We start from the raw sequence: 25,918 nt of genomic DNA, 5'->3' as shown, positions 1-25,918 counted from the left end.
AATTTTAATATTATATTTTATATAAATATATAAAAATAAAATTAATATTTAATTATTAATTAAAATTTGTTTAAAGTAAATATTAGATTTTTTTAAAAAAAATAATTATTTTTTTAATATTTTTATAGGATTTATAGAACTAATTTTTTTAGAAGGATTTAAACTTGCTAAAAAACTAAAAATTATTGTTATAAAAAATACATAAATGATATCTAAACAATAAATTTTTGATGGAATAAAATCAATAAAATAAATTTTTTCAGATAAAATTTTATAACCTAATAATATTTCTATTTTTTTTATTAAAAAATTTAAATTTAATGTAAAAATAATACCTATTATAGATCCTATAATACTACTATTTATACCTATTCTTATACCATATAAAATAAAAATAAAACGAGTAAATCTATAATTTAAACCTAATGTATATAATATTGCAATATCATATATTTTATCTTTTAAAACAATAATTATAATAGATATTATATTAAAACAAGATACTAAAATAACTAACATCATAGATAAATGTATAATAATTTTAATTATTTTTATATCTTTATAAATATAATTAAATGTATATTTCCAACTTTTCATAATAAGTTGTTCATTACATTTTTTTTTAATTTTTAAAAAAAAATTATTTATATTAAAAATATTTTTTATTTTTATAAAAATTCCACTAATATTTTTTTTATTATTTAATAGTTTTTGTGCATTATATAATGGTATAATTGCAAAATTTTTATCTAAAATTAAGTTATAATTTAATATTTTAATAACTTGAAAATATAAAGTTTTTAAAGATAAAAAATTATTTTTTAAATTGTTATTTGATAATATAACTTTAATCCAATCTCCTTTTTTAACTGATAAATAATTAGAAACATTTTTACTTATAATTATTTGATTTTTTTTTGAAAAAAAATTTATTAATTCATTATAAGAAATATATTTTCTTAAAAAATTATTTTTTATATTTTTATTTATTCCTAAACCTTTAATAAATAAAATTTTAAATTTATTATTTTTTTCTATTAATGCATTTATATTTATATATGGTTCTGCATACATAATTCCTTTAATTTTTTTTATTTTTTTTAAAATAAATTTCCAATTATTAAAGGGTTTATTAAATTTTTTTATTTCTCCATGAGGAACAAAATTTAAAATTTTATTATTTATTTCACTTTTAAATCCATTCATTATACTAAGACCAATAATTAATGAAGCTACTCCTATAGAAATACTAAAAGTTGAAAATATATAAAGAAATAATAATGTATTATTTTTTTTATTTAATTTGCTAAAACGCATAGCAATAATAATGGAAAAATAAAATTTTTTTATAAAATTTTTAATTAAATTAAAAGTATGAATCATATAAAATTTTTCCATCTTGTATTTCTAATCTTCTGCTAAATTTTTTTATTAAGTTTAAATCATGAGTAACTACTAAAAATGTAACATTTTTTTTAATTTGAAATTTTTTAAAAATATTTAAAATATTAATAGAATTTTTTAAATCTAAATTTCCAGTAGGTTCATCTGCAAGTATTAAACATGGTTTATTAACTAATGCCCTTGCAATAGAAACTTTTTGTTTTTCTCCACCTGATAACTGATATGGAAAATTTTTTATTTTTTTTTCTAAATTTAGTTTATTAATTAATAAACTTGCTTTATATAAAGCTTTACTAGTTTTCATTCCACTAATCATTAATGGCATTGCAACATTTTCTAAAATTGTAAAATCTGATAGTAAATAATGAAATTGATAAATAAATCCTAATTTTTTATTTCTAAATTTTTCACAACAAATTTTCTTTAATGATTTTCCAAAAAATAAAACCTCTCCTTTAGTAGGAGAGTCTAATCCTCCTAAAATATGTAATAATGTACTTTTTCCTGAACCAGAATTACCAGTTATTATTATCATTTCATTTTTTTTAATACTAAAATTAATATTTTTTAAAGCATATTTATATGATTTTCCATCTTTATAGGATTTAAAAACATTAATACATTGAATAATTTTTTTTTTATTCATTTTTTAACGTCTCAGAGGGATTAATATTATAAGATATTAAAGAAGGAAAAAAACTAGAAATTATTACAATAAATATTGTAACAAATATAATTTTAATTATTTGATAATAATTAATTTCTATTGGAATAAAAATTTCATTAAAAGAAATATCAAATATTTTTAATAAATTATTAATATTTTTAGAAAATAAAATACCTAAAAAAACTCCAAAAATAGATCCTATTATTCCAATTATTAATCCTTGTAAAAAAAATATATTAATTATTTGATAATTTTTAAATCCTTGTGTTTTTAAAATAGATATTTCTATTTTTTTTTCAGATATTTGTAATATTAATGATGTAATTATATTAAAAATAGATATAATAAATATTAAACTTAATAAAATAATCATCATATTTTTTTCTATTTTTATTGATCGAAAAAAATATTTTTTTGTTTCTTTCCAATTAGTACATTTAAAATTTTTATAAAAATAATTTATAATAATTTTATTTATAAAAATAGGATTATATAACCATATATACCATTCTGTAATAACATTTTTAGGATACTTCATTAATTTAGAAATATCTTTTTGATTCATTAATATATGATTATCATCAACTTCATTATTAGTATAAAAAATATCACTTACTTTACATATTTTTTTTATTAAAAAACTTTTAAAAAATATTTTATTTTTAATAAATGGAACAATAATATTTATTAAATCATTTTTTTTTATTTTTAATTTATTAGCTATACCTTTTCCGATAATTATATGAAATTTTTTTAATTTATTTTTTTTTTTATTTTTAATATAAGAATTAAAAAAATTTTTATCAGAATTTTTTATTCCAATTATTTTTCCAATAGAAATATTATATTTACTTTGTAAAAGTACATCTTCTGTAATTATTGGATAAATTTTTTTTATATATTTTAAACTATTTTTTTTTAAAATATGAATATTTTTATAAAAATAATTTTTTTTTTCATTAGAACTTAATATTATATGTGGAATAAAACGAAAAGTATTATAAATAAATTTTTTTTCAAATCCATTTATTATAGATAAAATAAAAATAATAGACATAACTCCTATAGAAATACCAATAATAGATAACAAACTAGTAAAATAATTATATGAATTTATTGTTTTTTTTATAAAAAATTTTATACTAATACATAATGAAATTGGTTGAAACATATATTATTATTCACAAAATAATTTTAACTATAAAATATTGATATGATATATTATAAATTAATTATTAATTAATAATTAATAATTTTTTATTTAAAAATATATTTAATTTATTATTTAATATTTTTTATAATATAAATTTTTAAAAATTTTAATAAAAATTTAATAAATTAATATTGTTAAATAAATTTTATATAAAATAAATATTTATATAAAATTTTTATTATATATATAATTATAAATTATTTTAAGTTTTTTTAAAACTTAAAAAAATATAAATTTAAAATATTTATATAAATTAAAATATTTTTATAATAATTTTGTTAAATAATTTTAATTAAATTTAATATATTTTTTTTAAAAAAAAGTAATTAATAAATTAAAAAAAAATTATAAATCATAAAAAATGATTTAAAAATAAAAATTTAATACTTATAATAAAAATTATATGAAAAATTTTTCAAATTTTGATAAAAATCAATTATTTGTACATATAGAACATGGTATTGGTAAATATATAGGAATGAAAAAATTAATTATTAATAATATTGAGTCAGAATATATAATTCTATTATATGCTGATAATAATAAATTATATGTTCCTATACATTCATTACATTTAATAAATCATTATAATAATTTTAATAAAAATATTTTATTAAGTAAATTAGGAAATAATTCTTGGATTAAAAAAAGAAAAAAAATATTAATAGAAATAGAAGATACAGCATATGAATTATTAAAAGTTTATGCTAAAAGAAAATCTAAAAAAGGTTTTTCTTATATTTTAAATAAAAAAAAATATAAATATTTTTGCTCAAAAATTAATTTTGATTTAACAAAAGATCAAAAAAAAACAATTAAAAATGTATTAAATGATATGAAAAAACCAATTGCTATGGACAGATTAATTTGTGGTGATGTAGGTTTTGGTAAAACAGAAATTGCAATACGTGCTGCTTTTTTAGCTGTAGAAAATAAAAAACAAGTGGCAATATTAGTTCCTACAACTATTTTAGCAGAACAACATTTCAATGTTTTTAAAAAACGTTTCATGTATTTATCTACTAAAATAAAAGTTATTTCAAGATTTCAAAATATTTTTTTTCAAAAAAAAATATTAAATGAATTAAAAATTGGTAATATAAATATATTAATAGGAACTCATAAAATTTTACAAAATAATGTAAATTGGTATGATTTAGGATTGTTAATTATAGATGAAGAACATAGATTTGGAGTTAATCAAAAAATAAAAATAAAAAATATAAAAACAAATATAGATATTTTAACATTAACTGCAACTCCTATACCAAGAACTTTAAATATGGCAATTAATGGAATTCGTGATTTATCTATTTTATCAACTCCACCTAAAAAAAGATTAAAAATAAAAACAATTATACAAAAATATAATAAAAATTTAATAAGAAATGCTATATTAAAAGAACTTTCAAGAAATGGACAAGTATATTATATATATAATAATGTAAAAAGTATTAATCGTATATATGATGAATTAACTAAATTAATACCAGAGGGAAAAATTGCAATTGGACATGGACAAATGTGTAAAATAAAATTAAAAAAATTAATGAATGATTTTTATCATAAAAAATTTAATATAATGATATGCACTACTATAATTGAAACAGGTATTGATATTTCTAATGCTAATACTATTATTATTGAAAAAGCTAATTTTTTAGGTTTATCACAGTTACATCAATTAAGAGGAAGAGTAGGTCGTTCATATAGACAAGGATATGCATATTTTTTATTATCTTCTAATATAAGCGAAGAAGCTAAAAAGCGTTTATTAGCTATTCTTCATTCAAAAAATCTTGGAGATGGATTTTCTCTTTCTATGCATGATTTAAATATTCGTGGTGCAGGAGAGTTATTAGGAAAAAATCAAAGTGGACAAATTAATACAATAGGATTTAATTTATATAAAAATCTTTTAAAAAAAGCAATAAATAATATAAAAAATGAATCTAAAGTTTCTTTAGAAAATTCGATAAATTTAAATGTTCCAGAAATAAAATTAAATATTTCATCTTTTTTACCTGAAACTTATATAAAAGATATTTCTATAAGATTAAATTTTTATTTAAAAATATCTAATGCTTTTAAAGAAAAAGAAATTAAAAAAATTAATATTGAATTATTTAATAAATTTGGTAAAATTCCTAAACAAACTAAAAATTTATTAAAAATTTCATTATTAAAACAAAAATGTTTTGTTCTTGGAATTAAAAAAATAAAAATGGATAATAATAATGGATATATTGATTTTTTAGAAAAAAATTCTATAAATTTAAAATTTTTAATAAATTTAATTAAAAATAAACCACATATTTATAAATTTTATAAATCAAAAAGATTAAAATTTATAAAAAAAATATCAAAAGATTCAAAAAAAATAGATTATATTGTTAATCTTTTAGAAAATTTTAAAAAAAAATAATTTAATATAAAATATTTTATAAAAAATCATTTAAATTAATTAAAAATTATTAATTTTTATATATTTATATATTTTTTATAAAAATTTTATTATTTCAAAATTTATTTAAATAAATTATGAAAAATATTTCAAAAAAAAATAAAAATTTTTGGAAAAATAAACTTAGTATTGCTCCAATGAAAAATATTACAGACAGTCATTTTAGATTTTTTATAAGAAAATTTAGTAAAAAAATTCAATTATATACAGAAATGATTAATACTAATATTATATTAAATAACAAAAAAAAATATTTAAAATATAATAATGAAGAACATCCTATTGTTTTACAATTAGCTGGAAATGATCCATTAGAATTAGCGATTTGTTCTAAAATTGGATTAGAGAAATATAAATATGATGAAATTAATTTAAATGTTGGATGTCCTTCTATAAGAGCTAATAAAGGAAATTTTGGAATATGTCTTATGAAAGATACTGATCTTTTATTAAGATGCATTGATTATATTAGTAAATATGTAAATATTCCTATTACTATTAAAACTAGAATTGGTTTTGATAATTATGATAATTATGAATTTTTATATAATTTTATAAAAAAAATTTCTTATTTTAGTAAATGTAATCATTTTATTATTCATGCAAGAAAAGCTTTAATTAAAAAATTTAGTCCAAAAAAAAATCGTAATATTCCTAAATTAAATTATTCAATGGTTTATAATATTAAAAAAGATTTTCCTAATACAAAAATAACAATTAATGGAGGTATTAATAATATTAATGATGCTATTATGCATTTATCTAAAGTGGATGGAGTAATGATTGGAAGATCTGCATATCACAATCCTAAAATTTTAATTAAAGCAGATAGTATATTATTTAATTCTAAAAATCCATCAATTAATGAAAAAAATATTGCTTTATCTATGTTAGATTATATAGAAAAAAAATTAATTAATGGAGAAAAATTATGGAATATTACAAGACATATGTTAAATTTATTTAGAGGAAAAAAAAATGCAAAATATTGGAGACAATATATAAGCAAAAATTCTTTTAAAAAAAACTCTGGTCCTGAAGTAATTATTAATGCATTAAAATTAATAAAATAATACAATTTTTATTTTAAAAAATTTTATATAAAATATAAAATTATTTTTTTATTAAAATTTTTTATTAATTCTAATAAAAATAAATATTTTAATATTTATATTTTTTATATAAAATAATTAATTATATATATTTATTTTTTATAATATCAATATATAAATTTTTATAAATATTTTTATTATATTAATAATATAAAAAATTTTATTTTAAATAAATAATAATTTTAAAATTTATTAGAATATATAAAATTTTTAATCATTAAATTAATATGATATATTATATAAATATATTTAAATTATTTTTTAAAATTTTTAATAAAAAATTATAAATTTAATATTTTTAAATAAAATTTTTTATTCAATCTATATTTTAAATAAAATATTTATTTGTTATAAACAATTATTAAATATAATATAAAATAATTAAAAATAATTTATATATAAATAAACCATAAAACAATACATTTAATTAATAAATTTTAAATTATATATTTTATAATAAAAGAGGTTTTTTTATGGTTAAAAAAATTGGGGTTTTAACTAGTGGTGGTGATTCTCCTGGAATGAATGCAGCAATTAGAGGAATAGTACGTACTGGAATTTTTCAAGGATTAGAAATTTATGGAATTTATGATGGATATAAAGGATTATTTGAAAATAAAATGACTATATTAGATAATAATAGTGTATCAAATATTATTAATAGAGGTGGAACATTTTTAGGTTCTTCTAGATTTCATGATTTTTTTAAAAATGATATACAAAAAAAATCTATACATAATTTATATAAAAGAAATTTAGATGCATTAATAGTAATAGGTGGAGATGGATCTTATTTAGGAGCAAAAAAACTTACTGAAATGAATTTTTCTTGTATTGGTATACCTGGAACAATTGATAATGATGTTGTTGGAACAGATTATACTATTGGATATTTTACTGCACTACAAACTATTGTAGATTCTATTGATAAATTACGAGATACTTCAGGATCTCATAGTAGAATTTTTATTGTAGAAATAATGGGAAGAAAATGTGGAGATTTAACTATGGCAGCAGGAATAGCTGGTGGATGTGAATTTATTATTATTCCTGAAATAAAATTCGAAATAAAAGATTTAATTAATAAAATTAAATATGGAGTAAATCATGGACAAAAAAATGCAATAATTGTTATTACAGAACATATTTGTAATATTTATAAACTTGCACAATATTTAGAAAAAAAAACTAAAAAAGAAACTAGATCTATTGTTTTAGGTCATGTACAAAGAGGAGGAATTCCTGTTTCATATGATAGAATGTTAGCATCAAGAATGGGATCATATGCAATATCCTTATTACTTAAAGGATATAGTGGAAGATGTATTGGAATAAAAAATAATATTTTAGTTCATAATGATATTATGAATGCTATTAAAAATATGAAACATTCATTTAATATAGATATTTTTGATACTGCAAAAAAATTATTTTAATTTTATTAAAATAAAAATTTATTTTAATAATACTATTTATATGAAATTTTTTTAAAATTTATTAAAAATAAATCTTATATAAGATAATCTTTATAATTAATAAATTTTTTAAAAAAATTAAAATTTACAAAAAATATAAAAAATATTATATAATATTTTTTATAAAAAATTTATTTTTTATTATTATTTATAACTTCTATTATATCACCAGAAATTATATCATTAAAATTTTTTATTCCTATTCCACATTCTATACCTTTTTTAACTTCAATAACATTTTCTTTAAATCTACGTAATGATTCAATTTCTCCTTTATATATTATTAAATTATTTCTTAAAATTTGTATTTTAAAATTTCTTTTTACATATCCACTTTTTACTATACATCCAGCAATTAAACCATATTTAGGAGATTTAAAAATATTACGTACTTCAGCTAATCCAATTATTTTTTGCTTATATTCTATAGTATTATATCCTTTAATAATTTTTTCTACTTCTTTTAATAAATCAAATATTACTGAATAATATTGTACATTAACATTTTCTGATTTAATTAATTTTTTAGATAAATGATCAGCACAAACATTAAATCCTAAAATTATAGCATTAGATGCTAATGCTAATGTAACATCATTTTCATTAATATTACCTACACCAAATCCAATAATATTTATTTTTACTTTATTTGTAGAAAGAGAATTTAATGAATCTCTAATAGCTTCTGAAGATCCTTTAACATCTGATTTTAAAATAATTTTTAATTCAGAATTTAATTTTTTTTCTTTAATTTTGGAAAAAATATCATCTAATTTATTTTTTTGTTGATTTTCTAATTTAATTTCTTTAAATTTTCTTTTTCTATATAATGATGCTTCTCTTGCTTTTTTATCACTTTTAACAACAATTGCTTTATCTCCAGATAAAGGAATTCCTGATAATCCAATAATTTCTACTGGTATAGATGGTCCAATTTTATTTAATTCTTTTCCTATTTGATTTCTTATAGATCTTATTTTTCCATATACTATTCCACATAAAATAATATCACCTTTTTTTAAAGTTCCTTCTTGTATAATTATTGTTGAAACTGGTCCTCTTCCTTTATCTAAAAAGGATTCTATTATAATACCTATAGCCATAGTATTTTTTATAACTTTTAAATTAATTATTTCAGATTGTAAGGTAATAGCATCTAATAAAGTATTTATACCTTTACCAGTTTTAGATGATATTTTTATGAATTGTGAATCACCACCTAATTTTTCTGGAATAATTCCATTTTCAATTAATTGTTTTGTTATATATTTAGGATTTGATGTAATTTTATCAATTTTATTAATAGCTACTATAATTGGAACATTAGCTTCTTTTGCATGATGAATTGCTTCTATTGTTTGTGGCATAACTCCATCATCAGATGCAACTACTAAAATTACTATATCTGTTATTTTAGCTCCTCTTGCACGCATTGCAGTAAATGCAGAATGTCCAGGAGTATCTAAAAAAGTCATACAACCATTATTTGTAGTTACATAATAAGCTCCTATATGTTGTGTAATTTTTCCTTTTTCACCTAAAGCTATTTTACTAGATCTAATAAAATCAATAAGAGATGTTTTTCCATGATTAACATGTCCCATAATAGTAATTATGGGGGCTCTTTTTATTAAAATTTTCTTATTTTTATTATTTCTATCATTTAAAATTAAATCTTCAATATCATTTTTACGATTAATTATAACTTTATGACCCATTTCTTCAGCTAAAAGTTGAGCTGTTTCTTGATCAAGAGTTTGATTAATAGTTATTATAGATCCAAGATTCATCATTTTTTTAATAACTTCTGAACTTTTTTTTGCCATTTTATTACATAATTCTGAAACAGTAATAGTTTCTCCTATTATAATATCTTTGTTTAAATTATTTTTAGGTTTATTAAAACTATGTATAATATTACTTTTTTTTATTTTTTCAAAAGTATTTTTTTTAAAATTTTTAGAATATAATTTATTGGATTTTAATTCCATTAATCTATTATTTTTTTTATTTCTTTGATTTTTTTTAATTTTTATTTTTTTTATTATTTCAGTTTCTGCTTTTAAATCATTTTCATCTTCTGCAATTTGAGCATGAATAGAAGTTGTTATATGATAATTATTTATATCTTCATCTGTGTTAATTAAAGATTTCCATTTTTCTTTATTTTTTTTAGTTATTTTTTTAATTTCTTTTATATTTTTTTTATATTTTTTTTCAATTTTAATATGTTTTGATTTTTTTAATTTTTTTTGTATTTCTATTATTTTATTAGTATTTTTTATATTTTCCAAATTAGAAATATTATTTTTATTATTTTTAATAAGTTTTATTTCTTTTATTTTTTTTATATTATTATTAATAATATTTTCTTCTAAAGAAAATTTAGATATATTTTTTTTATTTAAATGTTTTTTTAAAGAATTTTTTTGATAAATTTTTAAAGCATTAAAAATTTTTTCTTCTTTAGATATTTTATTATTATGTTCTATATATGTTTTTTTTTTACGAATTTCTATTTTAATAAATTTACTTTTTCCAAAAGTATTCGGTGTTGTATTTAAAGTACTATACATTTTTTTTTGAATAACAAATTTATTAAGTTTACTTTTATATAAATTATACAAATATTTTAAAAAATTTTTTATTTCAATTTGACTAATTAAATCTTTAGGTTTTTTTTTAATTCCAGATTCTAAAAGTTTTTTTATAAGTAAATTAATTGAAATATTAATTTTATTTGATAATATTTCTATAGTAATATCTGTCATTCTATTCCTTTTTTTTAAAAAATTTTATTAATTATTATTACTAAACCAACAAATATTTCGTGCAGACATAATTAACTTTCCAGCTTTTTCACTACTTAGTTCTTTAATATCTAAAAGATCATCAAGACTTTGTTCTGCAAGATTTTCAAGAGTATAAATACCTAAATTTGCTAATTTTAAAAATATATTTTTTTCAATTCCAGGAAGATTTAATAAATCTTCACTCATTTTATTTTTATAAATATTTTTTTTATTATTTTCTTTATGTAATATTTTTAATATTTTTTTAGATTTTTTACGAATTTTTTTTATAAAAATTTCATCAAATTCTTTAATTTTTAATATTTTTTTTATTGAAATATAAGCAATAGCTTCTAATGAAGAAATTCCATTTTCTACTAATAATTTAGCAGATTTTTTATCTATATTAAGATTTTTTATAAATTTATTTATAGATAATAAATCTTCATCTTGATGTTTTTTTTGTAAATCTTCAACTGTCATTACATTTAATTCCCATCCACTAAGTTGAGAAGCTAATTTTATATTTTGTCCATTTTTTCCAATAGCTTGAGCAAGATTACCTTCTTCTACTGATATATCCATAGTATTATTATCTTCATTTATTACTATAGAAGATACATTAGCTGGTGCCATTGCATTTACAACAAATTGAGCTGAATTATCATCCCATAAAACTATATCTATTCTTTCTCCTGCTAATTCACTAGAAATTGCTTGTACTCTAGCTCCTCTCATTCCTACACATGCTCCAACAGGATCAATACGTTTATCATTTGTTTTAACGGCAACTTTAGCTCTTAAACCTGGATCTCTTGCAGCAACTTTTATTTCAATAGTTTCTTCACCTACTTCTGGAACTTCAATATGAAATAATTCTATTAACATTTCTGTTTTAGATCTACTTATAAATAATTGAGGTCCCCTAGATTCTGGTCGAATTAAATATAAAATTCCTTTAATTCTATCTCCAAGTCTAAAATTTTCTCTTGGTAACATATCTTCTCTTTTAATAATAGCTTCTGCATTATTTCCTAAATCTAAAATAATATTTTCACGATTAATTTTTTTAGCTATTCCTGTAATTATTTTTCCTTTATATTTTTTAAATTGATTAACAATCATGAATCTTTCAGCTTCTCTTACTTTTTGAACAATTACTTGTTTAGCTGTTTGAGTAGTAATTCTATCAAAAATTACTGATTCTATAGAATCTTCTATATAATTTCCTAAAATTATATTTTTATTATCAAATTGAGCAGCTTCTAAAGTAATTTCTTTTGTAGGTTGAACAACTTTATCTACAACTAACCAACGTCTAAAAGTTTTAAATTTACCAGATTTTTTATCAATTTTTACTCTAACATCAATATTTTGAGAATATTTTTTTTTTGTTGCTGTTGCTAAAGCAACTTCAAGAGCTTCAAAAATTTTTTCTCTAGGTAAAGCTTTTTCATTAGAAACCGCTTCAACAACAGATAAAATTTCTTTATTCATAAAATAACCTTAAAATTTTAATATTTATTTTTAAATTTTTTAAAAAAATAATTATTAATTATATTAATTATATTAATTTAAAAATTTTTTAAATAAATACTAAAAAAATATTTTAAAAAATTTAAAAATTTTATTATATATTTATATAAATATTTTTATTAAAAATAAGTACTAAAGATTATTATTTAATCATTTAATATATTTTTAATAAAGTATAAAAATAATTTAATTAAAGGCATAAAAAAAGGGCATAAGCCCCAAATAAATTAATTTAAAAATTATTTAATTAATATAATAAAAATTTATATTTTATTTTAAAATAATATTTTTTATTAATTTTTTTTAAATAAAATAAATTATATATTTGGTTGCGGGGGTTGGATTTGAACCAACGACCTTCGGGTTATGAGCCCGACGAGCTACCAAACTGCTCCACCCCGCGTCAAATAAATTTTTTAATTTATTAAAAAAAATAATTTTTTATATATTATTAAATATTTTACCGAGGACGGGATTTGAACCCGTAAGCCCAATATAGGGCACTACCACCTCAAGGTAGCGTGTCTACCAATTCCACCACTTCGGCATGATATAAATACAAGCACAAAGTTTTTAAAAATTTTAAATTTGTAGAATTGTTTTAATAAAAATTTTTTAAAAATTAATTAATATATAATTAATTATAAATTAAATCTATATTTTTATTTTTATAAATTATTAATAATAAATTTAATTATTAATTAATTTTATATTGAGAAACATTTAATGTATTATTTTCTTTATATTTTTGAGAACTTACATTAGCAATTATTAAACTAAATACAAAAAATAATATAGATATAATATATATTATTTTAGTCATAAAATTATTTGAATTTTGAGCTCTAATAAAATTACTACTAGAACTTATATTTAAAACTGATTCTATACTTGTCTTTTTACTATCTTGTAATGTAATACAAAATATTAAAATGAAAGAAATTGTAAGATATAATATAAATAAAAAATTATACATATTTATTATTTTAATTTTATTTTTAATAAATTTATTATATTAAATTATTTTAAATATAATTAATTTTATGAAATTATAAATTTTAATTATATATCATATAAAAAATAAATACAATAATATTTTTTAGTAAATATTATTAATATATTTATTTTTATTTATTTTTTTTAATTTTTTTTTAAAAAAAAATTATTTTTTTTTATATATTAATATATTTTTTTAAATTTATATATATATTTTATAAATATTTTATATAAATAAAACATTTTAAAATATATATTTTAATATAATTGACTTATTAATTAATAAATTAATTTTTATATAATTTTTTATACAATTAATTTTATTATATTTTTTATAAAATTTATATATTTATTTAAAAATTTTTTAATTTTAAATTTTTTTATTAAAAATATGTCCCATTTTATTTTCTTTTGTTTTTAAATATTTTTCATTATTTTTATTTCTTCCAACAATTATTGGAATTCTTTCAACAATCTTAATTCCTTTTTTATTTAAAGCTTTTATTTTTTTTAAATTATTTGTAATTAATTTAATTTTTTTTATATTTAATATTTTTAATATATCTGAACAAATAGTAAAATCTCTTTCATCAGCTGAAAAACCTAATTTATGATTAGCTTCAACAGTATCAGCACCTAAATCTTGTATTGCATAAGCATTAATTTTATTAAATAAACCTATATTTCTTCCTTCTTGTCTATGATAAATAATAATTCCTCTTTTTTCATTAGAAATATATTTTAACGATTCTTTTAATTGAAATCCACAATCACATCTTAAACTAAATAAAGCATCTCCAGTTAAACATTCAGAATGTATTCGTGTTAATAATGGATTTTTTGTTTTAATATCTCCATATATTAATGCAACATGATTATTTTTATTATTATTTTCTTCAAATCCCATTATTAAAAAATTACCCCATGGTGTAGGTAATTTAGCTTTTTTTGTATATTTTATTTTCATAATTTCTCCAAAATTATTAAATAATTATAATTTTTATAAAAATTATAATTTATATTATATATAATAATAACATATATTAAATTGTTTAAAATATTTATATAAAAATTATTTCATATTAGTATATAAACATATATTAATATATAATTAAATTTATATTTCAATAAAAAATATTAAAATTAATTTAATTTTTTTAGAAAAAATTTTTTAATAATTAAAATAAAAATTGGATATTTATGTTACAAATAATTAAAAAAATAAGCGTAGGTGCTATAATATTATTATTTTTTCCATTAATTATTTATTTTAGTAATTGGAAATGGACTCCAAATAATTTTTTTCTTTTTAAAAAATATATATATTGGATTACTATTACTGGAAATTATCCATGGGGTGTAATATTAAGTTTTATAACATTTTTATATTTTTTTTGGATGATGAATATTTATATAAAAAATTTAAAAATATTTTTAGTAATAACATCTTTTATTATTTTTTTTGGACAAATTTCTAAAGAAATTATTAAAAATTTTTTAAAAATTCAAAGACCAATAGTTAATTGGATATTTAATAATATTTTATTTATTAAAGATTTTTATTTTTTTCCTAAAGAAATAAAAAAAAAAATAATAGAAATTATATTTGAAAAATATGAAAAAATACCTATTTGGCTTAAAATTTATTGGGGAAATGAATCAGGATTTTCTTTTCCTTCTGGTCATACAATATTTGTTTCAACTTGGGCTCTTTTATCTATAATATTATTATGGCCAAAACATATTAAAATTTTAACTTTAATTATGATATGGGCAGAATGTGTAATGCTTAGTAGAATAGCATTAGGTATGCATTTTCCTGAAGATCTACTTGCAGGGGTATTTATTAGTTGGATTTTAATAATTTTAATAATTTTTTTAATAAAATATTTTTTTAAAATTTTTTTTTTAAAAATTAAATAAATAATATATATTTATTTATATTATTGATCCAAGAAATTTACCTCCTAAAAGATGCATATGAAAATAATTAATTTCTTGTCCACTATCTTTATTACAATTAATAATTAATCTATATCCTCTTTTATGAATTTTTTCTTTAATTGCTATTTTTTTAGCTACTATAAATATTTTTCCTAAAATATTTTCATGAATAGGAAGAATATTATTTATATTTTTTATAAAAAAATTTGTTACAATTAAAATATGTATTGGAGCTTTTGGATTAATATCTCTAAATGCAGTAAAAAATTTATCTTTATAAACTATATCAGAATAAATTTTTTTTTTTATTATTTTATAAAATATATTATTTTTATACAAAAAAATCTCCTTTTAAAAAGTAAATGAATTTATTAATTAAAATAATTATAAAAATTTAAAATTTTTATATAAAATAAATATTAAAAAATTTTTTAAATAAATTATATTTTATTGTAATTTACATTACATTGTAATTTAATTTAAATTAAATATATTTATATAATACAAATTATATTAATTATTTTATTTATATAAAACATAAATTTATTTTTATATTTATATTTTTAACAAAATTAAAAACAATGTAATATATATATTTTAAAGTTTATTTATAAATAAATATAATTAAATATTTTAAATATTTAATAAAATATTTTTTTTTAAATAAATAAAAATTTTTAAAAATAAATTTTTTTAAAAATATATTTATTTAAAATTATATATCAATTATATATGATTGTTCAAATCTTATAGATGCTTGAGTCCAATCTATTACATTCCAAAAATTTTTTATATATTCAAATTTTTTATTTTTGTATTGTAGATAAAAAGCATGTTCCCAAAGATCTATTCCAAAAATAGGAATATTTTTTATATTTGAATAAAAATACTGTATTACTGGACTATCTTGATTAATTGTTGAAATAATAGATAAATTTCCATCAAAATTTTTAACAAGCCATACCCATCCTGATCCAAGAAAATTTTTTGCAGTATTTTCAAATATTTTTTTAAATTTATCAATACTATTAAATTGTTTTTCAATAGAATTTTTAAGATTTGCACTCATTAAAGTATTTCTATTTAAACTCTTCCAAAATATTGTATGATTAATATGTCCACCTATATTATAGGATAGTATATTTTTTTTGTTTATTGGAATTTTATCAAAATTTTTAATAATATTTTTAATATCTAACGTATTAAGTTTTAAATAATTATTTATTATTAAATTTGTATTATCAATATAAGTTTGATGATATTTTTTATGATGTATTTCCATAGTAATAGAATCTATATAAGGTTCTAAATAATCATATCTATATGTTAAAGAAGGTAATTGAAAATGCATTTTATATATCTCTTATAAGTTGAATATATTATTTTATATAAATTATTTTTATAAAAAAATATTTTTAAAAATAAAAAAATTATTTATTTTTTTTAAAAATTATATAAAATTTTATATAAATATTTTAAAATTATTAAAAATAATATTTTAAATTTTTAAATAAATTATACATAAAATATAATATATATTAATTATATAATTTAACGATTTATAACACGTTTTCTTTCATTTTCTTTTAAATATTTTTTCCTTAAACGAATAGATTTTGGTGTTATTTCAATTAATTCATCATCATTTATAAAATCTAATGCTTGTTCTAAAGACATTTTTGTTATAGAAATTAAAGTAGTGGCTTCGTCTGTTCCTGATGCTCTCATATTAGTTAATTTTTTTCCAGCTAAACAATTAACAGTAAGATCATTTGATCTATTATGTATTCCAATAATTTGTCCCTCATAAACTTCAACACCATGTCCTATAAGTAGACGACCTCTATTTTGTAAATTATATAAAGAATAAGATAAAGACTTCCCAGATTTATTAGATATTAATACTCCATTTTTTCTTGATACTATTGTTTTATTTGGTAAAAAATCATAATGACTAAATGATGAACAAAATATACCAGTTCCAGAAGTTATTGTAAGATATTCACTTCTAAATCCAATTAAACCACGACTAGGAACTATATAGTTAAGTCGTATTTCTTTATTATCATATTCTATAATATCATTAATTATTCCTTTTCTATTATTCATAGAATCCATAATAAAACCTTGATATTTTTTTTTTATATCTAAAATAACCTCTTCAAATGGTTCTTTTTCTATTCCATCAATATTTTTACAAATAACTTTTGGTCTAGATATTGACATTTCAAAACCTTCTCGTCTCATAGTTTCAATAAGAACTGATAAATGTAATTCTCCTCTACCAGATACAAGAAATGTATCTGAATCATTTGTTTCTTCTACACGTAAAGCAACGTTATACATACATTCTTTATAAAGTCTATTTAAAATATGACGAGATGTAATATATTTTCCTTCTTTTCCACAAAATGGAGATGTATTAACACCTAAAAATATAGATACTGTTGGAGCTTCTACAGTTAAGTTCGGTAATGCTTTAGAACAAGAAATATCACAAATTGTATCAGATATTTTTAATTTTTCTAATCCAACTAAAGAAACTATATCTCCTGCTTTAGCTTTATTTATTTCGATTCTTTTAAGTCCATGTTGTCCTAAAATTTTATTTATTTTTCCATTATATATATATCCTTCATTATTTATTACAGAAACTATTTGATTAACTTTAACAGATCCTTGTTTAATTCTTCCAATTCCTATGATTCCTAAATAATTATCATAATTAAGTTGAGATATTTGCATTTTAAACAATTTATTTATATCAGATTTTTTAGGTTTAACATATTTAATAATATAATCAAATATTATATTTAAATCTTTTCTAATAAAATTAATATCTGAACCTGCTTCACCTTTTAAAGCATTTGAATAAATAATTGGAAAATCTAATTGATTATCATTAGCTTGAAGTTCTATAAATAAATCAAATATTTTATCTATTACCCATTCTGAACGTGCATTTGTTCTATCTATTTTATTAATTATAACTATAGGATTTAATCCATATGCAAATGCTTTTTTTGTTACAAATCTTGTTTGTGGCATTGGACCATCTGTAGCATCTACTAATAATAATACAGAATCTACCATAGACATTACTCTTTCTACTTCTCCACCAAAATCTGAATGTCCTGGAGTATCAATAATATTAATTTTATATTTTTTCCAAAAAATAGAAACATTTTTAGAAAAAATTGTAATTCCACGTTCTTTTTCTAAATCATTAAAATCCATTTTTTCTTCTTTAATATTATTAAAATTATTAAATTTATAAGATTGTTTTAATAATTTCTCCACTAAAGTTGTTTTTCCATGATCAACATGCGCAATAATAGCGATATTACGAATATTTTTTTTCACAATTATTCCTAATTTTAATAAAAACAAATTTTTATATAAAAGTTTATTTTATATAAAAAATTAATTTATTTATGTAAATATAATCTTTTTATATTATATTTATAAATTATAATTTTTTTTAAAAAAAATTATAATTAATATATATATTAATTAATTTCTTAAAAATTTTATAAAATATAAATAATTATATTAATTTTTATTTTTAAAAAAATTTTTTATTTAAAATTTATTAAAATATAAAATTATATATAAATATAAAAAAATTAATTATTTATTTTAATTAAAATATTTTTAATAAAATTAAATAATTAATATATAATTTATTATAAATAAATAATTAATTTTTTTATATTTTATTATTTTTAAAAATTTATTACAATAAACATTTTAAATCTTAATAATTATTTATTTATTTTTATTTAAAATAATTATTTTAAATAATAATTTAAAATTAAAAAAATATATATTAAAAAATAATAATTTATTTTAAATATATATTTTTAATAAAATTTAATAAAAAATTATTTTTGTGTTAATCTTATTTTTAAATAAAAATTTTAATATAAAAATTATATTAAAATTTTATTTATTTTATTAACTTTATAAAAATAGGTATTAAATGTCTAAAGAAGATAATATTGAAATGCAAGGAATTGTTTTAGATACATTACCTAATACTATGTTTCGTGTAGAATTAGAAAATGGTCATAAAGTTATTGCTCATATTTCAGGAAAAATGAGAAAAAATTATATAAGAATTCTTACAGGAGATAAAGTTACTGTAGAATTAACTCCATATGATTTAACTAAAGGTAGAATAATTTTTCGTAGTAGATAATTTAAAAAAATTTTTATAAAAAATAAATATTTATATATATTTAATAATTTTAAATTAAATTTGTTTTTTTAATTTATTAATTAATATATATAAAATTAATTTTTTATTTAAAAAATAAATAAAAAAGGATAAAAATAATTTTTGATTAATAAAAAATATAAATCTACATTTTTATTTTATGATTATGAAACTTTTGGAATAAGTCCATCTAAAGATAGACCTGTACAATTTGCAAGTATAAGAACTAATAATAAATTTGAAATTATTGAAAAACCAAATATATTATATTGTTATCCTAACACTGATTATTTACCAAATTTAGAATCAATTTTAATAACAGGTATTACTCCTAAAAAAGCACAAGATTTTGGAATAATTGAATCAAGATTTGCATTTAAAATTTATAATATATTTAATGTTTTTAATACTTGTATTATAGGATTTAATAATATTAAATTTGATGATGAATTTACTCGTTATTTATTTTATAGAAATCTTTTAGATCCATATACATGGAGTTGGAAAAATAAAAATTCTAGATGGGATGTATTAAAAATTATGCATGCATTATATGCTTTAAGACCAAATGGAATTTATTGGCCATATTATTATAATGGATTTCCAGATTTTAAATTACATTCTTTAGCAAAAGCAAATAATATAAAAATTATAAATCCTCATAATGCAATATATGATGTTCTAACTACTATTAAAATAATTCGTTTAGCATATATTAAACAACCAATATTTTTTAAATATCTTTATAAAATTCGTAATAAAGAACAAATTAAAAATTTAATTGATATAAAAAACATGATTCCTTTAGTATATGTTCCAGAAATTTTTAATAAAAAAAAAATTGCTTATTTAATTGTTCCAATTGCTTGGCATCCTAAAAATAATAATATTTTAATTATTGTTTTTTTACATAAAAAAATTAAAAATATTAATAATTTATTATTTAATTTATTAAACAATTTTTTTTTAAAAAATAAACATAAATTTAAAAATTATTCTTATTCAATTAATTTTATTTATATAAACAAATGTCCAATTTTAGCTCCAATAAATATTTTAAGATTAGAAGATTATAATCGTTTAAATATTGATAAGAAAAATTGTTTATATAATTTAGAAAATTTAAAAAAAAAATATAATTCTATTAAAAATTTAATAAATTATTTTTCTAATAAAAAAATTATAGTATCTTATAAAGATAAAAATGTTGATTATCAATTATATAATAATTTTTTTAATTCATATGATAGAAAAATGATGAATAAAATTATTATTACAGATCCTAAAAATATTTCATTATTAAATATAAAATTTTATGATTATAGACTTCCTGAACTTTTATTTAAATATCGTGCAAGAAATTTTCCAAATACTTTAAATATAAAAGAAAAATCTTATTGGATAAATTATAAAAAAAATATATTTAATTTTAAAGTTATAAATAATTTTTTTAAAAAAATAAAATTAAATATTAATTTTTATAAAAATAATAAAAAAAAATTAAAAATAATTAAAGAAGTTTTTGATTATATAAATTACTTAATAAAATAATTATAATAATTTATTTAATTAAATAATTTTTTATAAATTTATTAAAAAAAATATTTTAATTTTTTAATTTTATTTAAAAATTTTTAATAATATAATATAGGAGTTAAATATTTTTTATGCAAAATATTGGAATAGTAGGTATGTCTATTATGGGTCGCAATTTAGCACTAAATTTTGAAAGACAAGGTTATAAAGTTTCTATTTTTAATAGAACTCATAAAAAATTTAAAAAAATTTTATCTAAAAATAATAAAAAAAAAATAATTCCATATTTTACTATAAAATCATTTATTTTATCACTTAATAAACCTAAAATAATATTATTAATGCTAAAAGCTGGAAAACATATTGATAATATTATAAAATCTTTTAAACCTTTTTTAGAAAAAGGAGACATCATAATTGATGGAGGTAATTCTTTTTATAAAGATACAATAAAAAGGTGTAATCAATTATCTTTAAAAAATATTTATTTTATTGGTGCAGGTATTTCTGGAGGAGAAGAAGGAGCATTATATGGTCCATCTATTATGCCTGGTGGATCTAAAAAAGCTTATAATATTATTTTTCCAATATTAAAAAAGATATCAGCAAAATTTAATAATAAACCTTGTATAAATTATATTGGACCAAATGGATCTGGACATTATTTAAAAATGATTCACAATGGAATTGAATATTCTGATATGCAAATTATTTCAGAATCTTATATAATTTTAAAAAAAATATTAAATTTAAGTAACTCTGAAATATCTAATATTTTTAAAAATTGGAATTCAGGAGAATTAAATAGTTATTTAACTGAAATTACATATAAAATTTTTAATAAAAAAGATAAAAATGGACTTTATATTATAGATATAATTTTAGATGAAGCTTATCATAAAAATACAGTAAAATGGCTTATTAAAGATTCTTTAGAAACAGAAGAACCATTAACAATTATTTCTTCATCATTATTTGCACGTTATTTATCTTCTATGAAAAATCAAAGAATAAATGCTTCTAAAGTTCTTTATGGACCTAATAAAAAATTTAATTTAAAAAAATCAAATAATATAATTGAAGATTTAAGAAGATCATTTTATTTATCAAGAATTTTATCTTATTCTCAAGCATTTTCACAACTTAAAAAATCTTCAAAAAAATATTCATGGAAAATAAACTTTGAAAATATTATTGATATTTTTTCTTCAGGATGTATTATAAGATCAAAATTATTTAAAAAAATAAAAAATATTTATAAAAAAAATATTAAAATAGATAATTTACTTTTATCAAAATATTTTATAAAAATATCTAAAAAATATCAAAATTCTCTTAGAAACATAATTAATTTGTCTGTTAAAAATGGAATTCCAATTCCAGCTTTTTATAATTCTATTGCTTATTATGATAGTTATAGATCTTTTAAACTTCCAGCTAATTTAATACAAGCACAAAGAGATTATTTTGGATCACATTCTTATAAAAGAATTGATAAATCTGGATTTTATCATACTAAATGGATCTAATTTTTATATATAATATGTATTATATATAAATAATTTATTTTTTTTGTAAATAATTTATTAAACTTTAAAAATTTATTTAAAAAAATATTTTGTTTATTAAATAAAACATTTTATTTTATTTTTTAATTTATATATAAAATATATAATATATTATAAATATTTAAAGTATTTTTTTTATTAAAATTAAAATTAATTTTTTTAAAAAAAGTTTTCTTGAAAAAAAATAATATATCGTTTAAGATTTATTTAAAAATTTGAATTAATTTTTAATAATTATATTTTATAAAATTTTAATTTTAAAATTTTTAATAAATTAAAATATTATTTGGGGTATTAATATGTCTTTAAAATTTGAAAAAAAAAAATAGTTTTAAATTTTGGTAAAAATAGTAATGATACTGGATATTCAGAAGTACAAATTGCTATTTTAAATTTTAGAATTAATTATTTACAAAAACATTTTTTAAAAAATAAAAAAGATAATCATAGTAGAAGAGGTTTACTACATATGGTATCTAAACGTCGTAAATTATTAAATTTTTTAAAAACAAAAAATTCTATTAGGTATAATAAATTAATTTCAAAATTAAACTTACGTGGATAAATATAATAAATTTTTTTAAATAAAGGGGCCTTTATTTGGCCCCTTTATTCTTAATAAATTTTTTTAAAAAATAAAATTATAAAAAATATTTTATATGTTTTAAGATAAAATTATTATATTTTTTTAAAATTTTATCTTAATTTATTTATATTTTTTATAAAAAATATAAATAAATTTTTTATTTTATATAAATAAATATAAAATTTTATATTTATTTTATATTTAAAATAAAATTTTATTAAAAATAAATTAAAAATTATTATTAAATAAGGTACATAATTTTGCTGAGACCGATTGTTTATAAATTTAATTATGATCAATATACTATTACATTAGAAACAGGTATGATTGCTAGACAAGCATCATCTTCAATAATGATTAGTATGGATGATACTGCTGTTTTTATAACAGTAGTTTGTTCTAAAGAATCTAAAGATGTACAAAATTTTTTTCCATTAACTGTTAATTATCAAGAAAGAACTTATTCTGCTGGAAAATTTCCAGGAGGATTTTTTAGAAGAGAAGGAAGACCAAGTGAAAATGAAATATTAACATCTAGACTTATTGATAGATCTATTAGACCTCTATTTCCTAAAAATTTTAATCATGAATTACAAATAATAGTAACTTTAGTATCTTTAAATCCTAAAATTAGTCCTGATATATTATCTATTATTGGAGTTTCCGCAGCTTTAAGTATTTCTGGAGTTCCATTTAAAGGACCTATAGGAGCTGCAAGAATAGGATTTATTAATGATAAATATATTCTTAATCCTACTATAAATGAAATGTCTAAAAGTTCTTTAGATCTTATTGTAGCAGGTACATCAAAAGCAGTTTTGATGGTAGAATCAGAATCTAAAATGTTAGATGAAAATAATATATTAAAAGCAATTATATTAGGATATGAAAAACAACAAACTGTTATTAAACATCTTAAAATTTTAAAAAATAAAATAAATAAAAAAAAATTAGAATGGAATGCACAAGAAATTGATAAAAATTTAGAAACAAAAATACATTTTTTAGCAAAAAAATCTTTAAAAAAAGCATATAAAATTTTTAACAAAAAAGATCGTGAATTTAAAATAAATGAAATTAAAAAAGAAATTTTAAATAATTTAATAGAAAAAGATAATAATATTAATGAAGAAATAATTTTAAATATTTTAAATATTTTAGAAAAAAATATTGTAAGAAATCGTATATTAAATAATAAATCACGTATTGATGGACGAGATCATGATATGATTCGTGAATTAGATATTCGTATAGGTATCTTACCAAGAACTCATGGATCAGCATTATTTACAAGAGGTGAAACTCAAGCTTTAGTTACTACTACTTTAGGAACTGAAAGAAATGCACAAAATATTGATGACTTAACAGGAGAAAAAACTGATAGATTTATTTTACATTATAATTTTCCTCCATATTGTGTTGGAGAAATAGGAATAATAGGAGTTCCTAAAAGACGTGAAATAGGTCATGGTAGATTAGCTAAAAAAAGTCTTATACCTGTAATGCCAAATATTGAAAAATTTCCTTATACAGTAAGAGTTGTATCAGAAATTACTGAATCTAATGGATCATCTTCTATGGCTTCTGTTTGTGGTGCATCATTATCATTAATGGATGCTGGTGTTCCTATAAAATATGCTATAGCTGGTATTGCTATGGGATTAATAAAAGATGATAAAAAATTTGTTATTTTATCAGATATAATAAGTGATGAAGATTATTTAGGTGATATGGATTTTAAAATATCTGGTAGTATAAAAGGAATTACTGCACTTCAAATGGATATTAAAATAGAAGGAATAACATTTGAAATTATACAAATCGCATTAAATCAAGCAAAAAGTGCAAGATTACATATTTTAAAAGTAATGGAAAAAGCAATTTCTTCTCCAAGAAATAAAATTTCTAAATTTGCTCCACGAATACATACAATAAAAATTAATCCTGAAAAAATTAAAGATATTATTGGAAAAGGAGGTTCAGTTATTCGTTCTTTAACAGAAGAAACTAATACAACTATAGAAATAGAAGATAATGGAATTATACAAATAGCAGCAATAAATAATGATCAAGCAAGATATGCAATAAAACGTATACAAGATATTATTGCAGATATAGAAGTAAATCGTATTTATATTGGAAAAGTTACTAAAATAGTAGATTTTGGAGCATTTGTATCTATTGGAAATGGCAACAAAGAAGGTCTTGTACATATTTCACAAATTTCAAATAATAGAATAGAAAAAGTTTCAGATTATTTATCATTAGGACAATCTGTTAAAGTAAAAGTATTAGAAATAGATAAATATGGAAGAATTAGATTAAGTATGAAAATAATTAATTTATATAAAAAAAATAATAATATATAAATACATGTTTAAAAAATATTTAATAAGATTTTAAAAA

18 protein-coding genes, 2 tRNA genes and 1 pseudogene are annotated in these 25,918 nt (G+C 16.9%); 9 read left to right on the top strand and 12 right to left on the bottom strand.

Features of this window, described 5'->3' with window-relative positions; all coding sequences use genetic code 11:
• Positions 1 to 105: 105 nt before the first annotated feature.
• From AB4W47_RS01405 to AB4W47_RS01395, 3 genes are read right to left on the bottom strand one after another with little or no spacing between them, the layout of a single operon-like run.
• Complete coding sequence (locus tag AB4W47_RS01405) at positions 106 to 1,383, bottom strand: FtsX-like permease family protein (protein WP_367670501.1); 1,278 nt, start codon at positions 1,381 to 1,383, stop codon at positions 106 to 108.
• A complete protein-coding gene (locus tag AB4W47_RS01400) occupies positions 1,367 to 2,050 on the bottom strand; it encodes an ABC transporter ATP-binding protein (protein ID WP_367670500.1) in 684 nt (227 codons plus the stop codon). The genes AB4W47_RS01405 and AB4W47_RS01400 overlap by 17 nt, the downstream gene beginning before the upstream one ends.
• Entirely contained in the window at positions 2,043 to 3,242 is a 1,200-nt protein-coding gene (locus AB4W47_RS01395; protein ID WP_367670499.1) for an FtsX-like permease family protein, read from the bottom strand. The genes AB4W47_RS01400 and AB4W47_RS01395 overlap by 8 nt, the downstream gene beginning before the upstream one ends.
• A 442-nt stretch (positions 3,243 to 3,684) precedes the next feature.
• Here AB4W47_RS01395 and mfd point away from each other — a divergent pair.
• The 3 genes and pseudogenes from mfd to pfkA form a co-directional block, all read left to right on the top strand.
• Positions 3,685 to 5,709 (top strand): annotated as a pseudogene (gene mfd, locus AB4W47_RS01390) (transcription-repair coupling factor); the annotation flags it as partial.
• A 116-nt stretch (positions 5,710 to 5,825) separates the two neighbouring features.
• Entirely contained in the window at positions 5,826 to 6,821 is a 996-nt protein-coding gene (gene dusA / locus AB4W47_RS01385) for a tRNA dihydrouridine(20/20a) synthase DusA (RefSeq protein ID WP_367670498.1), read from the top strand.
• Positions 6,822 to 7,333: 512 nt separating this feature from the next.
• Positions 7,334 to 8,296 carry a 6-phosphofructokinase gene (gene pfkA, locus AB4W47_RS01380; RefSeq protein ID WP_367670497.1) on the top strand — a complete coding sequence of 321 codons (963 nt, stop codon included), beginning with the start codon at positions 7,334 to 7,336 and terminating at the stop codon, positions 8,294 to 8,296.
• 170 nt (positions 8,297 to 8,466) lie between these two features.
• Here pfkA and infB read toward each other — a convergent pair whose 3' ends face one another.
• From infB to ribA, 6 genes are all read right to left on the bottom strand, one after another.
• Positions 8,467 to 11,106: a translation initiation factor IF-2 gene (infB, locus tag AB4W47_RS01375; RefSeq protein WP_367670496.1), complete on the bottom strand. Its 2,640-nt coding sequence runs from the start codon at positions 11,104 to 11,106 to the stop codon at positions 8,467 to 8,469.
• 27 nt (positions 11,107 to 11,133) lie between these two features.
• The gene (gene nusA, locus AB4W47_RS01370) at positions 11,134 to 12,624 is read right to left on the bottom strand and encodes a transcription termination factor NusA (protein WP_367670495.1); all 1,491 of its coding nucleotides are present in this window, start codon (positions 12,622 to 12,624) and stop codon (positions 11,134 to 11,136) included.
• 365 nt (positions 12,625 to 12,989) lie between these two features.
• A tRNA-Met gene (locus AB4W47_RS01365) sits at positions 12,990 to 13,066 on the bottom strand.
• Between the two features lie 58 nt (positions 13,067 to 13,124).
• Positions 13,125 to 13,210 (bottom strand) — tRNA-Leu (locus AB4W47_RS01360).
• Between the two features lie 150 nt (positions 13,211 to 13,360).
• Entirely contained in the window at positions 13,361 to 13,639 is a 279-nt protein-coding gene (gene secG / locus AB4W47_RS01355; RefSeq protein WP_367670494.1) for a preprotein translocase subunit SecG, read from the bottom strand.
• A 390-nt stretch (positions 13,640 to 14,029) separates the two neighbouring features.
• The gene (ribA, locus tag AB4W47_RS01350) at positions 14,030 to 14,626 is read right to left on the bottom strand and encodes a GTP cyclohydrolase II (protein ID WP_367670493.1); all 597 of its coding nucleotides are present in this window, start codon (positions 14,624 to 14,626) and stop codon (positions 14,030 to 14,032) included.
• A gap of 233 nt (positions 14,627 to 14,859) precedes the next feature.
• Between ribA and AB4W47_RS01345 the strand changes: the two genes are divergently transcribed.
• Positions 14,860 to 15,582, top strand: coding sequence for a phosphatase PAP2 family protein (locus tag AB4W47_RS01345; protein WP_367670492.1), 723 nt, complete (start codon positions 14,860 to 14,862; stop codon positions 15,580 to 15,582).
• Between the two features lie 15 nt (positions 15,583 to 15,597).
• On the opposite strand, the gene AB4W47_RS01340 is transcribed toward AB4W47_RS01345, so the two are convergent.
• The 3 genes from AB4W47_RS01340 to typA form a co-directional block, all read right to left on the bottom strand.
• The gene (locus AB4W47_RS01340; RefSeq protein WP_367670491.1) at positions 15,598 to 15,942 is read right to left on the bottom strand and encodes an HIT domain-containing protein; all 345 of its coding nucleotides are present in this window, start codon (positions 15,940 to 15,942) and stop codon (positions 15,598 to 15,600) included.
• A gap of 376 nt (positions 15,943 to 16,318) precedes the next feature.
• Positions 16,319 to 16,954, bottom strand: coding sequence for a Fe-Mn family superoxide dismutase (locus AB4W47_RS01335; protein WP_367670490.1), 636 nt, complete (start codon positions 16,952 to 16,954; stop codon positions 16,319 to 16,321).
• A 200-nt stretch (positions 16,955 to 17,154) separates the two neighbouring features.
• Entirely contained in the window at positions 17,155 to 18,966 is a 1,812-nt protein-coding gene (gene typA, locus AB4W47_RS01330; protein WP_367670489.1) for a translational GTPase TypA, read from the bottom strand.
• A gap of 619 nt (positions 18,967 to 19,585) precedes the next feature.
• Between typA and infA the strand changes: the two genes are divergently transcribed.
• The 5 genes from infA (at position 19,586) to pnp (ending at position 25,881) form a co-directional block, all read left to right on the top strand.
• Positions 19,586 to 19,804 (top strand): translation initiation factor IF-1, encoded by a 219-nt coding sequence (infA, locus tag AB4W47_RS01325; protein WP_367670488.1) that lies wholly within the window; start codon positions 19,586 to 19,588, stop codon positions 19,802 to 19,804.
• A 141-nt stretch (positions 19,805 to 19,945) separates the two neighbouring features.
• A complete protein-coding gene (sbcB, locus tag AB4W47_RS01320; protein ID WP_367670487.1) occupies positions 19,946 to 21,373 on the top strand; it encodes an exodeoxyribonuclease I in 1,428 nt (475 codons plus the stop codon).
• Between the two features lie 116 nt (positions 21,374 to 21,489).
• The gene (gene gndA / locus AB4W47_RS01315) at positions 21,490 to 22,887 is read left to right on the top strand and encodes an NADP-dependent phosphogluconate dehydrogenase (protein ID WP_367670486.1); all 1,398 of its coding nucleotides are present in this window, start codon (positions 21,490 to 21,492) and stop codon (positions 22,885 to 22,887) included.
• Positions 22,888 to 23,251: 364 nt separating this feature from the next.
• Positions 23,252 to 23,491 (top strand): 30S ribosomal protein S15, encoded by a 240-nt coding sequence (gene rpsO / locus AB4W47_RS01310; protein ID WP_367670779.1) that lies wholly within the window; start codon positions 23,252 to 23,254, stop codon positions 23,489 to 23,491.
• A 281-nt stretch (positions 23,492 to 23,772) separates the two neighbouring features.
• Positions 23,773 to 25,881 (top strand): polyribonucleotide nucleotidyltransferase, encoded by a 2,109-nt coding sequence (gene pnp, locus AB4W47_RS01305; protein WP_367670485.1) that lies wholly within the window; start codon positions 23,773 to 23,775, stop codon positions 25,879 to 25,881.
• Positions 25,882 to 25,918: the final 37 nt, after the last annotated feature.

Source organism: Sodalis-like secondary symbiont of Drepanosiphum platanoidis, from assembly GCF_964059955.1.
Taxonomy (GTDB): Bacteria; Pseudomonadota; Gammaproteobacteria; order Enterobacterales; family Enterobacteriaceae.
The sequence above is the reverse complement of the archived record's forward strand: the minus strand, read 5'-3'. Positions and strand labels throughout refer to the sequence as shown.